The organism is Ammoniphilus sp. YIM 78166 (assembly GCF_004522215.1).
GTDB lineage: Bacteria > Bacillota > Bacilli > Aneurinibacillales > RAOX-1 > YIM-78166.
The window spans coordinates 891,530-904,871 of the sequence record NZ_SDLR01000001.1 but is presented as its reverse complement, the minus strand read 5'-3'; the positions used below and the strand labels follow the sequence as shown (position 1 = coordinate 904,871).

Here is a 13,342-nt window from a genome sequence, read left to right as displayed (position 1 = left end):
TATTAGTTTACCCTAGGAAACATTGAAACTAAAACAAACTCATATCGTATAAACATTAAAATTGGGATAGGAGGACGGAAAATGAAAAGCATTAAACCAGGTCGGGGACCTTCCGCGTTGGGGGCTGTAGGCAGTATAGGAGCTGTGCTATTTGGTGTTTTTTGGACGATCATGGCTTTTAGTATTACCAGGGATTCTCCGTTTCCGTTGGTAGGAACGATATTTCCATTGTTTGGTCTCATCTTTATCGGTATCGGAATCGCCAATGCGGTATTCCATTATAAGAATGCCACTTCCAAAGATAGAATGTCACTCTTGGATATTACAGATAACCGTGAAGAGCCCGATCCACTAAACCTTAGATTTGGGGGTGAACGAAACTCTACTACTAACGATCCGGTACGGAGGTTTGAAGGAGAGTTTTGTCCTTTCTGCGGTACAAAGGTACAAACCGATTTTAACTTTTGTCCAAAATGCGGAAAAGACATTTAATGTGATGGAGGTCAAAAAAATAGCCTCCCTCTAGTGAGTAGGCTTCATGAATTCGTCTACTTTAGCTTTCATGGACGAGATAACGGTCTTCTTATAGCGTATGGCAAGAAGGAGCACCCGCAGCTGTTGACTGTAGGACAAATTGGAAAACCGAGGATCTTGCTTGAGAAAGGCCTGAATGATCTTTAGACTTGATGGAACCAATTGATCCAAGCTCAGGTCCGGATACCGATGCATTAACGATTTAGCTCCCTTGGAGATTTTACCTTCGTCAATGATACACGGTGCATATTTGTTTGATGTATGTTTACGCAGATATTCATATCGATCGTGTCCGCTAATAATAATATATTTGCCGCTTTTTTTATTCTTTTTTACAGCAATGACCTGCATACAATCAGTCATCAAGTTTCTCAGTCTTTGCATACTCTTCGTCATCTTCATTGTCGAATCTGGTTTGAGCTTGTTCAGAGGTATATACTGTACATTAAACATTCTCATAAACATCCTCTCCCTTATGGGATTATATGTAGATAGACAGATGGCTGATCTAGGTGAAAAGAAGCATATTGAAAGAAGTTAGGAAATAGAGGAGATATTATGGTTGAAAGGAGGAGAAGAATATGGATAACAAAGAGCCCGCTTCATGTATGCGTACCAGTTACACTGTCGACCATAATGTAATCGGTGAGGCAAAAGACCAGGAGAATGCGCTTATAGATGCCTATCAAGACGAGACGGTATGGGCAGAGCGTGAGCAAGCTGCAGTTAACCCAGATTATATCGTTCAAAAAAATCAGCAATAGGCATACTAATAGGGTGTCAGCTCCTAAGTCTAAATCGTGGGGGTGCCTAATGAAGGGTCAGATGTGGGATCAATTTAAGAACGAGACTGCTTCCGAATTAGGAATACCTAACTATGATGAAATAGACAAAGGTCTTTTACCTTCTCGTGTCAACGGAATGGTTGGTGGGATGATGGTAAGGAGAATGATTAATTTAGCAGAACAAGTGATGGAGAATGAAGGACTGAACCCTACGATGATGAACGACCACGCGGTTACTGCTGAGGATCAAAGTCGGGTGGTTCAAACCATGCAACAGGCACAGGGAGTCCCAGCCTATCAACTTCCGCAGGAGTCCTTCGACCAACAACAGCTGCATTAATCTGCTGACACAAAGGAGCCCATAGGCTCCTTTTTTCTTCGATCTATCGTACAAGAAGAAGAAAAAAAACTAGTTCCCATTACCCATGGGAACTAGCTCTATTAATTGCGGATGAGGTAATCGAAAGCTCCAAGGGCTGCATTAGCCCCAGACCCCATAGAAATAATGATCTGCTTATATGGGCTATTGGTACAATCCCCTGCAGCAAACACACCAGGGACATTCGTTGCGCCATGGCTGTTGACTACAATCTCTCCCATACGAGTGCGTTCAACGGTGTCGCCTAACCAATCTGTGTTAGGTACAAGTCCAATCTGAACGAACACACCCTGCAATTCAATATGCTTCACTTCTTTCGTGTCACGCTCCATGTAGGAGATTCCGTTCACTTTGTCCGTACCGGTGATCTCCTTGGTTTGCACGTTCTTTAAAACCGTCACATTCGGCAGACTGTAAAGGCGCTTTTGTAATACAGCATCGGCTTTCAGCTCTGGCATAAACTCAAGTACCGTAACATGCTTCACAATCCCTGCAAGGTCGATCGCCGCCTCGATCCCCGAATTGCCACCGCCAATAACCGCTACATGTTTACCTGCAAACAAAGGACCATCACAATGAGGGCAATAAGCTACCCCTTTGTTCTTGAACTCTGCTTCGCCCGGCACACCTACGTTACGCCAACGAGCACCTGTAGAAAGGATCACGGACTTACTCTTCAGAACAGCACCGTTTTCGAGTTCGACTTCAATGAACTCCTTCTTATCTAAACGCTTGGCACGCTGTAAATTCATTACATCAATGCCGTACTCTTTCACATGTTCTTCAAGACTGGCTACCAGCTTAGGACCTTCTGTATATTTCATACTGATAAAGTTTTCAATACCCATGGTATCCATGACCTGTCCGCCAAAGCGCTCAGCCACAATTCCTGTACGAATGCCTTTACGAGCGGCATAGATGGCTGCACTTGCACCGGCTGGTCCGCCCCCAACGACAAGAACATCAAATGGTTCTTTATCCGACAGCTCGGATGCATCTGGACCATTCCCCATTTTGGCTAGAATTTCTTCAATAGTCATTCGACCGCCGCCAAAAAATTCTCCATTCAAGAAAACGGAGGGTACAGCCATGATGTTCTTGCTGTCTACTTCCCCTTTAAACGCTGCTCCATCAATCATGGTATGTGTAATGCCAGGATTGAGGATGCTCATCAAGTTCAGCGCCTGCACCACATCAGGACAGTTGTGGCAGCTCAGACTGATGTAAGATTCAAAACGGTATTCCCCACGGATGCTTTTAATTTGGTCAATGACCTTTTGATCCACCTTAGGAGCTCTTCCGCTGACCTGTAGCAACGCCAATACCAAAGAAGTAAACTCGTGGCCTAATGGAATCCCAGCAAATGTGACTCCAGTCTCTTCGCCTATTCGGTTCACACTGAAGCTTGGCGTTCTCGACAACTGGGTATTCTCCACTGTAATTCTCGATGACATGGTAGCAATCTCATCGACTAATGCTAGCATGTCCCGAGATACCTCATCGGACCCTGCACACACTTTAAGCAGCACATCGCCCTCCATCAGTTGCAGGTATTGATTCAATTGGGCCTTAATTTCCGCATCTAGTAGCATGGGTCGTGTTCCTTAGATCTTTCCTACAAGGTCAAGGCTTGGCTTCAGGGTTGCAGCGCCTTCCTGCCATTTAGCCGGGCAAACTTCACCTGGGTTGTTACGGACATATTGGGCTGCCTTAACTTTGCTGACAAGAATGCTTGCATCACGACCGATGCCGCCTGCATTAATTTCAACTGCTTGAATCACACCGTCTGGATCGATGATAAACGTACCGCGATCAGCTAGACCTGCATCTTCAATAAGCACATCGAAGTTGCGAGAGATCGTATGGGAAGGGTCTCCAATCATCGTATATGTAATTTTGCCAATTGTTTCTGAACTGTCATGCCATGCTTTATGAGTAAAGTGAGTATCTGTAGAAACGGAATACACTTCTACTCCAAGTCCCTTTAGGGTATCGTACTCGTTTTGAAGATCCTCAAGCTCTGTTGGGCACACAAAAGTAAAGTCTGCCGGATAGAAACAAACGACACTCCACTGTCCTTTAAGGTCTGCGTCGGTTACTTCGATGAACTCACCATTACGGTATGCTTGTGCTTTGAACGGTTTTACTTCAGTTCCAATTAGAGACATGATTAAATTCCTCCTTAGGGTATGAGTGTAATATTATAGCTAAAGGTTTTCGTTAGCTATATATAATACTTACAAATAAATATTAATTGTTTATTTGTTATTTGTCAATACATATAATACATGTTTATTTGCCATCGTTTCATATTATAAATTGAATTAGGTTTTCTTATTCCTATTATAATAAAAAGTTTTTCTATTTGCATTACCTCTTCTTTCGTAATAAACGAAAAAGATCACTTCGCGAGAAAGTGATCTTTGATATTTTTATTTCCCAGAAAATTCAACCAATGCTGCTAAAAGAGCTTTGATATAACCAATCGAATAGACATACCCAATATTGTTATAGTTCCACTGTATGCAAGTATTCGGCCAGCTCGGATTATGCTCGATCTGCACGCCTTCTAAAATTGGTACATGATCTGGGTTCAAGCAGCCATCGTAGCCTACTTTATGCAGCTCTAATAAAATCTTGAACATATTCAGGTCCCCATCGTCCAATAAGGCTTCTTCAAATGCTTTCGTCGTCGGAAGACTTCCACGAACATTTCGGAAATGCACAAGGAAGATCCTTCCTTTTCTTCCGTATTGGTTGATTTCATCCAAAACGAGCGAGCTTCCGCCTTCTTCAGCTCTCGTACCGACACAATAGATGTAACCAACATTCTTGCTTGGAAAGGCATCTATGATTCGTCGATACCCTAACCCCCCAAACAAGGTTCCCGGATGCGGAGCGTCTGAAGGGTGCATGCCCAATTGCACGTTATAGTCTTCAGCTACTGGAACTAATTGAGCATAAGCGTCACAAAAACGATTCCAATAGGCTTCATAGAGTTCTAGTGTTGGATGGTATTCTTCTTGATTAAAGCCAACAGCTTCGCCTCTTGCAATGGCTCCCCCTCTTTGAATCGAACGGTACTGTGTCGTTAGTTGAGGAAACGTATCGCCTTCAAAGCGCTGTCTGGCAATAGGGATACCCGCTTCTCCAAACACCTTCATGGCACGAATGGAGTTTTCCAACTCCCCCTCCGCTCCAGGTTCATTGTGCATGAACTTAAGCGATAAGTCTGGTAGAGTTACGCGGTTGATATCCATACCATAAGAACGAATGCGACGCTTCAGCTTGAGTAACTCATCTAAATCGGGATATCCCTGTTCCTTAACCCCTTTAAAAGCTGACCCTTTCCCAAAATCGATACAATCGACCCCTAATTGGCTGAGCTGTCTTAAATCCGCATCGGATAGATCCACATTATAGGAGGTCATCGAGATTTTCATCATTATACTCATCCTCTTTCTGTCTTGATTGTTAAGTAAAAGTATAGTATGGTTTTTGTAATAAATAAAATATTGGATTTTTATAGCTAGATATAAAAGATATTTATATCAGAAAGAGGAAGGTGAAACGGATGGATTTTAAGGATTTAGCTATCCTGAATGTACTCTATGAGGAAAAGAATATTAAGAAGGCAGCTGATCGCCTGTTCCTTTCCCAGCCTGCGATCAGCTATCGAATTCAGCAATTGGAAAAAGAATGGGGAACGACCATTTTGATTAGGGGAAATAAGGGAGTTCAATTCACAGATCAAGGGGAGTATTTAGTCGAGCACTCCAAGAAGCTTTTGATGGAGACGGAAAAAATGATTGAAGGACTTCAGAGCATGAATGAAGAGATCCAGGGGACGTTAAAACTTGGCGTTTCCAACAATTTCTCGTTGTATAAACTTCCCGCCATGCTCAGCAGTTTCATGACCTCTTTTCCTAAAGTTAAAATACAGCTAAAAACAGGCTTAGGCCATGAAGTCATGCGACTGCTCCATGAAGGTGACATTCATATTGGCATTGAAAGCGCGGGATATCGTTGGACGGAACAAAAGATTCTCATAGATAAGGACAACCTATGCCTTATCTCTAGAGATCCCGTTACGATTGATGATTTACCGAACCTCCCTCTTATTTATGTTCCCATTGCTGCAATCAAAGGTGTCATGAACCGCTGGTGGATCAAAAGGTTTAGTGCCCCTCCTCACATTATTATGGAGACAGACTACGTGGAAACTTGTAAACGAATGGTACTGAGCGGGTTGGGGGTCGCTTTCGTCCCGGCATTTTGTTTAAATTCACAAGATCCTTTACATGTCATCGACTTAAACACCGTATCAGGTGACCAACTGCACATGCAAAGCTGGATGAATTATCGGGAGAGTTCGATGAATCTATCGATCGTGAGGGCATTTGTAGAGTTTGTGATGAGAGCTTGAAAAAAAAATCCCCCATTCCCGAAATAGAAAATGGGGTACACTACATCACAATTACGCTTCTTCGTTGATAATCACATTTTTCCCTCTCATCTTCAGCAACAGTGGGATAAGCATCCATAGCGCGGCTACAATCAAGAACGCTAAAGAGATGGGCTTTTGCAAGAAAATCATAAAGTCCCCATTAGAGCCAGTGAGAGCGCGACGAAGGTTATTTTCGATCATTGGACCCAGAACCAAACCAAGAACGAGCGGAGCCACAGGGAAATCATTTTTCGTCAAGAAATACCCGGCAACACCACAAGCGATAAGAAGCATCAAATCAAACGTGGTAAACTGGACGGCATATACACCGAAGAACGAAATAGCAATAATAATAGGAAGCAAATATTTTGCTGGTGTTTCTATGACTTTGGCAAACACTTTAACTAGAGGCATGTTCAAGATCAGGAGCATGACGTTTCCAATGAACATACTTGCAATCAAGCCCCAAGCGACCTGAGGATGATCGGAAAACAATAAAGGACCGGGCTGAATATTGTACATAATCAGGGCCCCCATAAGAATCGCTGTCGTACCCGATCCAGGAATCCCTAAAGTGAGTAAAGGAATCATCGCTCCGCCGGAAGCTGCATTATTGGCCGATTCAGGTGCAGCTACACCTTCAATCGCCCCTTGACCAAACTTACTTGGATTTTTACTTAACTTTTTCTCCATAATATAGGAAAAGAATGATGCTAAGGTTGCCCCAGCACCAGGCAACAGACCGATGAAGAAACCTAAGAAAGAACCGCGCGCAATAGGAACCGCACTATCCTTCATATCTTGTTTGGTTGGAAGAATCGTTCCTACTTTCGCAATCACGGCTCCTTCGCTTTCTTTTTCGAGGATTGTTTTAAATACTTCTCCTAAGGCAAATAAGCCTACAGCAATGGTTAGAAACTCGAGTCCGGAATAAAGAACCGGGGTGTCATAGGTAAAGCGGGCAACCCCTGATACGTTATCTAGACCAATCGTGGCCAACAGCAAACCAGAGATTGTCATGATGAGCGCTTTCGTCATGGACTTTCCTGCTAGACCGCTAACGGCGCAAAGACCTAGAATCATTAAAGAAAAATATTCTGCCGGACCAAAGGATAAGGCAACATCGGATAAAGGCTCTGCAAGCAACACCAATCCGACAATGGAAACGATACCCGCAAAGAACGAACCGATCGCGGCAATGGATAGGGCTTGACCCGCCCGACCTTGCTTGGCCATCTGGTACCCGTCTAAGGCAGTCACAACGGAGGAGGATTCCCCTGGCGTATTCAGCAAGATGGAAGTCGTCGAGCCTCCGTACATCGCCCCGTAATACACGCCTGCCAATAAGATAATGGAACTGGTCGCAGCCGATCCCGGATCCAAGCCTGACGTTAAAGTAGATGTGACCGGTATTAAGAGCGCCACTCCACTCATAGGCCCAATTCCCGGAAGAACACCAACGGCGGTCCCAATAAGAACTCCGAAAAAGGCAAACGCAAGATTATGCCATTGAAGGGCAATGGCAAACCCGTTCCCTAGAAATTGTAATGTTTCCATTTTCCTTCACCTCCTAATTAAACCATACAGGGAATCCCGGTAAGGAACCTTCTAATACTTCTACAAACAAGTAGTAAATTCCGTAGGAAAAGACTCCAGAAATCAAAAGTGTTTTCCACAAGCCGCCTTTTTCCATCGTTTGGAATCCAATGGATAAGAAGACAAAGGTAGTGATCACATAGCCTACTGGCTCAAGTAATAATCCATAAAGAATAGCAGAAACAAGAATAATCAAGAATCGTTTATAATCTAAGGACATGCCTTTAACTTTCACAGTAGAGTAAAACCTAGTTTCATAGAACAGACGAAGACTTAATAAAATTAAGGCAATGCCCAAAAACATGGGAAACATGTCCGGACCCACACTGCTTCCGTAAGCACTTGCGGAGATTTTTCGGCTCTCTATAATAAAGGCGACTCCGATAAGAAGAAATACCAAACTAGCATAACGATCAAACGTAGCATTCACCAGGACTCACCTCCAAAATATCTGGGGAGAAGGAACTTCTCCCCCATTTTTTATTTTGCCATGCCTAATGCCGTCAATAGCTCTTTAACTAACTGATCTTGCTCGTCCAAGAAAACGGTGAAATCTTGGCTGTTCTTGTATTCACTTTGCCATCCATTAGCTTCCAATTCTTTTTTCCATTCTTCCTTTTCAGACAAGGCCTTTAAGCTTTCTTCCCAGAACTTCAAGGCTTCTTCTGGCATATCCTTCGAACCAAATACCCCGCGCCAAATTGTAAATTCAGCATCCACGCCCGCTTCCTTGAACGTCGGAATATCCTTCAGCTCTCCTCCCAAGCGTTCCGTAGCGCTTACCGCTAGCACGCGAACTTTTCCAGCCTTCAAGTACTCCCCTACAGCGGAAGCATCCGTCGCGATAAAGTCAGCATTTCCGCCAAGCAATGCTGCGATGGCTTCACCGCCTCCATCATAAGAAACATACTTCACTGCTTTAGGATCAATCCCATATTTAAACGCGGGGAGAACCGCAACCAGGTGATCCATTGATCCAGGGGCCGAGCCGCCAGCGATTGTAACCTTTGTCGGATCTGCTTTTATTGCCTCAAGAGCTGATTTCAAGTCCTGGAAAGGCGAATCTGCTTTCACTACAATAGCTCCATAGTCCCGTGTTAATTGGGCAAGTGGTGTGGTATCTCTATATCCAAAAGGGCTGTTGCCTTCTTTCTTATTGTTGTTGATCAAAATAGGCGGAGAGCTGACAAATAATTTATAAGGATTCTTTTTATCTTGATTGACATACTCAGCTAGGAAAACAGCACCACCGCCGCCTGGCTTGTTTTCAACGGTCATCGTTTTTTCAACAAGCTTCGTCTCCGCTAAGATCTTGGTTAAGGAACGAGCGGTCTTATCCCACCCCCCACCTGCACCGGACGGTGCAACAACCGTAATGGGTTTTTCGGGATAATTGGAAGCCTTTTCATTTTTTGTAGAATTTGTATCGTTTGCAGCTTGTGTAGGTGCTGATTGATTACTTCCACCGCCACAGGCCGTCAAGCTGATAGCGAGAACACTAGAAAGCAAGAGTGTAGCAAACTTTTTCATTTCGTTTAATCCCCCTTGATTGGTATTTCTTTGTTGTCTATAAATTATCAGAACGTTAATTATTTTAAAAGTTTTAGGCCATAAGCCGGATAAAGTTTATAGAGTTCTTTTTGTTCATAAAATTTACGATGGGACAATCCGTGATTTTAATGAAGTAAATAAAGCTTATGTTCACAATGTTGCTGTAACGTTCCATCCCATGGTAGATTGATAAAGAGATTTCGAATGTCTAAACTGTCTCAAACTACAACTACAATGTCTCCCTTGTGACTTATGGTGTTGCCATAGGTCTTTTTTTTATTTTGAAAAACACAATAGACCACTCAATCAAGAGTGGTCTGGTTTTTACTTCCCTTTCAACCTGCGATAAATCCTTTCAGGTCTGCCTACGACTCCATAAGAAAGGTCCGATAGAACTTCTCCTTTTGAAACAAGGTATTCTAAATATCGCCTTGCCGTCGATCGGCTGGCCCCAATTCTCTGGCTTACTTCCTCCGCCGTAAGCCCTCCTTCCTGTTGGTCGATGACCGATGTTACTTTCTCTAACGTTAGATGGTCAATTCCCTTCGGATAATAGGTTTCCTTTTTTTTCGGTGCTCGTGGACTCTGAAGCAGACGATCGATCTCATCCTGGCTAATATTCTCCTTAGATTTTCCCAATTGGACCAGCTTCTCGCGATACTGCTTATAACGCAGCATCGTCTCTTGAAATCGCTCAAAGATGAGAGGCTTGACCAAGTAGTCGAAGGCCCCCTTCCTGATCGCCTCACGTACCGCAGTGACTTCCTTGGCCGCTGTAATCATGATGACATCCGTCGTTGCATAATCCTTTTGAATCCAATCCATAAAGTCTAAGCCACTCATATCGGGAAAGTAGACATCCAATAAAACAAGATCTGGTGTCAGGATGTCCATCAGTTCTTTTGCTTGTGGCTCATTCGTTGCAATGCCAGTGACCTCAAAGCCTGACACTTTTTCAATGAATCTTCGATTAATCTCTGCGATTCGAGGATCGTCTTCAATAATCAGTACCTGTATGTTCATGCTGTCCCCCTCTTCCATTTTTAGGGATGAGTACGGTAAAGATACTTCCCCCCTCTGAGTTTCGCGCATAGCTGATGAATCCGTTCCACTTGTTTACCGCTTGCTGAACTAATGCCAGACCGACACCACGATTTTTCGTGGACTTGGTCGAATATCCGAGCTGAAAGATCTTGTCTAGGTCCTCATCGGGAATTCCTTTGCCTGAATCCTCGACTTCCATGATGAGATCTGTACCCAGATCGGTCAGGAATACCTTTACTTTTTTTACCTCTTGAGCCGATACTTCCTCCATTGCATTGCCGATCAGGTTCCCGAGAATGGTAGCCAAGTCCATTCGATCAATCTCAGGCGGGATATCGCTGAAGCTGCTCTCTTCATCAATCTCCAATTCCACCTGCAACTCCTGGGCACGATTAAAGTTACCGATCAGTAACCCGCCTACAATTGGATCAGGAATTTCCTTCATGATAAACCGTACTAAATTTTGATGCACACCCACTTCCTTGGTGATCACTTCAATGGCTTCTTGATAGGATTCTAGCTGAATAAGTCCATAAATCATATAAAGCTTATTGGAATGCTCATGCGTTTGTGCCCTTAAGGCCTCCGCATATTGCTTGACTTGAGCTAGTTCTTTCGCAAGGGAATACAGCTCCGATTTACTGCGAAAGCTGGAGACTACCCCTACCACTTCCTGTTGCTGATTGATGATGGGAAGACGGTTGGCGATGACAACCTGATCCCCAATAATTATCTCTTGGTCATATTCCGCTTTGCCCTCACTCAAATGAAGCGCGAGAGGAGAACCGGAGAACACCTCCCCAATCGGTTTGCCGATCACCTTTCTCTCATCGTCCGTACCGATGAACTTCAGAGCGTTTGAATTGACCGTTGAAACTTTCCCTCGTGCATCGGTAGCTACGATACCTTCCCTTATCGATTGGATAATGGCCTGTTTTTCCTGGTACAGCTGAGTAATTTCACGCGGTTCAAGCCCTAGAATCGACTGTTTGACATTCCGTGAAATGAGAAGAGCCCCAAGGCCGCCAACAAGAAGCGCAAGTAATCCAAAGAAGAGTACATTCCTTCGGTATTGTGTCTCTGCCCGCTCAATATCCTTCATCAAAAATCCAACGGATACAAGACCAATTACTTCTCCTGCATCATTAAATATGGGAGCTTTTCCCCGCAAAGAAGGGCCAAGTGATCCTATGGCTTCAGTAACGGTTGGTTGCCCGGCTAATACGAGTCGGTTATCCCCGCCCACCATTTCCTTCCCGATTTGTTCTGGATTCGGATGAGAATATCGAATTCCCTCATGATTGCCAATGACGACAAACTCGGCTTCAATATTTTTTTGAATATCGGTTGCAACCGGCTGAATCACGTTCCATGGCTCAGGGGTCAAAAAAGCCTCCCGAATCGAGGGCATCCTGGAAATGGTGGTGGCTACATCCAAGGCTCTTGCCCCCATTTGCTGCTTTAAGGATTGATTCATTAGATATCCGCTTGATATACCGGTTACAGCAATGACAAGAATGACCAAGGAAGAAATCAGTAGAATAAGCTTGGTCTGTAACCTCATGTTATTCTCCTTTCCGAAAACAAAAGAACCACCCCAACAGATGGGGTGGGATGTTACTCTATTTAAATTATGCCAATGATAATGGCAACCACTAATAACACAAGACTGAATCCCCATACCCATAGGAAAGAATAGCGGATATGGCGTCCCATCTCAAGTCCTGCAAGCCCAAGAGCCAGCCATAAAGCAGGAGCGAACGGACTAATGAATGTGCCGATGATATTTCCAATGATCATAGCGTAAGCAGCGGAGAAGGAATCCACCCCATAACTCGTTACAATTTGTTCTACTACGGGCAGCAACGCAAAGTAATAAGCATCTGTATTTAAGATAAGTTCAAAAGGTACACCGAATACCCCAATTACGATGTGCAAATAAGGGACAATCATAGCTGGCAGAATATCGACAAGGTCAGTAGCTAATGCCTTCAACATGCCCGTCCCATTTAATATACCTAAGAAAGAACCAGCAGCAAGGATAATCGAAGCCATTAATAGGGCGTTTGGTGCGTGTGCTTTGATACGTTCCATCTGCATTTTTACACTAGGATAATTAATCGGTAAAGCAATACTAAGAGCAATCATGAACAAGAAGCCAGCAGGGATAATCCCCCACACTAACATACCAATTAAGGTCAGCGTTATCAACAAGTTTACCCAGAGTAGCTTCGGTCTAGCCAAGACATCTTCTCTTGTATCCAGCTGTGGACTACTCGCTACCGTTTCAAGGGTTGCGGCCGCTTCCAAAGATACCGAATTAAGTTCTGTTGATCGAGCGATTCGGCGTTTTTCTCTAAGTCCAAGAATGATGGCCATCCCCACTAATAAAACCAGACCAATTACTTGCAAAGGAATTAGCGGTCTCCATAGTTCAGTTGGATCCACACCCAGTACGGATGCCGTCCGGCCTAGCGGTCCTGCCCAAGGAACCATGTTCATAATGCTTGCGCTTGTACCAACAAGTAAAAGAAGTAAATAAGGACTCATGTTAAGACGTTTGTACAAAGGAAGTAAAGCTGGTATGGTGATGAGGAAAGTTGAAGCGCCAGACCCATCTAGGTGAGCAATCGCTGCAATGATAACGGTTCCAGCCGCGACAGCGATAACATTTCCTCTTGAAATGGCTATCATTTTGTTGATGATGGGATCAAATAATCCAGCGTCTTGCATGACACCAAAGAACAAAATGGCAAAAATAAACATGATAACAACATTAATGACCTTACTAATCCCGTCGTTAAAAAACTCCCCAATTTCTGTGACTCCAAAGCCGGCGAGTAATGCTCCTCCAATTGGAACTAAAACGAGCGCGATAATCGGTGTGATTCTGTTCGTTAGTAACAAAAGGACAATAACTAATATCGTTGCCAACCCGATGATGCTAAGCATTGGTGTTTCCCCCTTCTATGATTGCGAACGCCTTCATTTGTGTAATTATTAAGA

General features: G+C 43.8%; 14 protein-coding genes. 4 read left to right on the top strand and 10 right to left on the bottom strand.

The genetic code is table 11. The features are described 5' to 3' along the window. Nucleotides 1-81: 81 nt before the first annotated feature. Complete coding sequence (locus EIZ58_RS04460; protein WP_134699291.1) at nt 82-492, top strand: zinc ribbon domain-containing protein; 411 nt, start codon at nt 82-84, stop codon at nt 490-492. 30 nt (nt 493-522) lie between these two features. On the opposite strand, the gene EIZ58_RS04455 is transcribed toward EIZ58_RS04460, so the two are convergent. Beyond that, on the bottom strand, nt 523-993 hold the full coding sequence (locus EIZ58_RS04455) for a hypothetical protein (RefSeq protein ID WP_134699290.1): 471 nt from the start codon (nt 991-993) through the stop codon (nt 523-525). A 149-nt stretch (nt 994-1,142) separates the two neighbouring features. On the opposite strand from EIZ58_RS04455, the gene EIZ58_RS33065 reads away from it, so the two are divergent. Together EIZ58_RS33065 and EIZ58_RS04450 are read left to right on the top strand one after the other, a co-directional pair. Continuing rightward, nucleotides 1,143-1,298, top strand: coding sequence for a hypothetical protein (locus EIZ58_RS33065; protein ID WP_167577483.1), 156 nt, complete (start codon nt 1,143-1,145; stop codon nt 1,296-1,298). A 49-nt stretch (nt 1,299-1,347) separates the two neighbouring features. Continuing rightward, nucleotides 1,348-1,659: an alpha/beta-type small acid-soluble spore protein gene (locus EIZ58_RS04450; protein ID WP_134699289.1), complete on the top strand. Its 312-nt coding sequence runs from the start codon at nt 1,348-1,350 to the stop codon at nt 1,657-1,659. 101 nt (nt 1,660-1,760) lie between these two features. Here EIZ58_RS04450 and ahpF read toward each other — a convergent pair whose 3' ends face one another. The 3 genes from ahpF to EIZ58_RS04435 all read right to left on the bottom strand — a co-directional run bounded on the left by ahpF (nt 1,761) and on the right by EIZ58_RS04435 (nt 5,141). Further along, on the bottom strand, nt 1,761-3,290 hold the full coding sequence (gene ahpF / locus EIZ58_RS04445; RefSeq protein WP_134699288.1) for an alkyl hydroperoxide reductase subunit F: 1,530 nt from the start codon (nt 3,288-3,290) through the stop codon (nt 1,761-1,763). A 12-nt stretch (nt 3,291-3,302) separates the two neighbouring features. Then, the gene (gene ahpC / locus EIZ58_RS04440) at nt 3,303-3,866 is read right to left on the bottom strand and encodes an alkyl hydroperoxide reductase subunit C (protein WP_134699287.1); all 564 of its coding nucleotides are present in this window, start codon (nt 3,864-3,866) and stop codon (nt 3,303-3,305) included. A gap of 264 nt (nt 3,867-4,130) precedes the next feature. Continuing rightward, the gene (locus tag EIZ58_RS04435) at nt 4,131-5,141 is read right to left on the bottom strand and encodes a mannonate dehydratase (protein WP_240688943.1); all 1,011 of its coding nucleotides are present in this window, start codon (nt 5,139-5,141) and stop codon (nt 4,131-4,133) included. A gap of 131 nt (nt 5,142-5,272) precedes the next feature. Between EIZ58_RS04435 and EIZ58_RS04430 the strand changes: the two genes are divergently transcribed. Beyond that, nucleotides 5,273-6,124: a LysR family transcriptional regulator gene (locus tag EIZ58_RS04430; protein WP_134699285.1), complete on the top strand. Its 852-nt coding sequence runs from the start codon at nt 5,273-5,275 to the stop codon at nt 6,122-6,124. A 51-nt stretch (nt 6,125-6,175) separates the two neighbouring features. Here the strand turns inward: EIZ58_RS04430 and EIZ58_RS04425 are convergent, their stop codons facing one another. The 6 genes from EIZ58_RS04425 to EIZ58_RS04400 form a co-directional block, all read right to left on the bottom strand. Beyond that, nucleotides 6,176-7,702 (bottom strand): tripartite tricarboxylate transporter permease, encoded by a 1,527-nt coding sequence (locus EIZ58_RS04425; RefSeq protein ID WP_134699284.1) that lies wholly within the window; start codon nt 7,700-7,702, stop codon nt 6,176-6,178. 13 nt (nt 7,703-7,715) lie between these two features. Further along, a complete protein-coding gene (locus EIZ58_RS04420; RefSeq protein WP_134699283.1) occupies nt 7,716-8,171 on the bottom strand; it encodes a tripartite tricarboxylate transporter TctB family protein in 456 nt (151 codons plus the stop codon). A 50-nt stretch (nt 8,172-8,221) separates the two neighbouring features. After that, complete coding sequence (locus EIZ58_RS04415) at nt 8,222-9,271, bottom strand: tripartite tricarboxylate transporter substrate binding protein (RefSeq protein WP_134699282.1); 1,050 nt, start codon at nt 9,269-9,271, stop codon at nt 8,222-8,224. A 345-nt stretch (nt 9,272-9,616) separates the two neighbouring features. Beyond that, complete coding sequence (locus tag EIZ58_RS04410; RefSeq protein ID WP_240688942.1) at nt 9,617-10,315, bottom strand: response regulator; 699 nt, start codon at nt 10,313-10,315, stop codon at nt 9,617-9,619. Next, the gene (locus tag EIZ58_RS04405) at nt 10,290-11,900 is read right to left on the bottom strand and encodes an ATP-binding protein (protein WP_134699281.1); all 1,611 of its coding nucleotides are present in this window, start codon (nt 11,898-11,900) and stop codon (nt 10,290-10,292) included. Before EIZ58_RS04405 ends, EIZ58_RS04410 begins: the two co-directional genes overlap by 26 nt. A gap of 62 nt (nt 11,901-11,962) precedes the next feature. After that, on the bottom strand, nt 11,963-13,288 hold the full coding sequence (locus EIZ58_RS04400; RefSeq protein ID WP_134699280.1) for a CitMHS family transporter: 1,326 nt from the start codon (nt 13,286-13,288) through the stop codon (nt 11,963-11,965). Between the last annotated feature and the right edge of the window lie 54 nt (nt 13,289-13,342).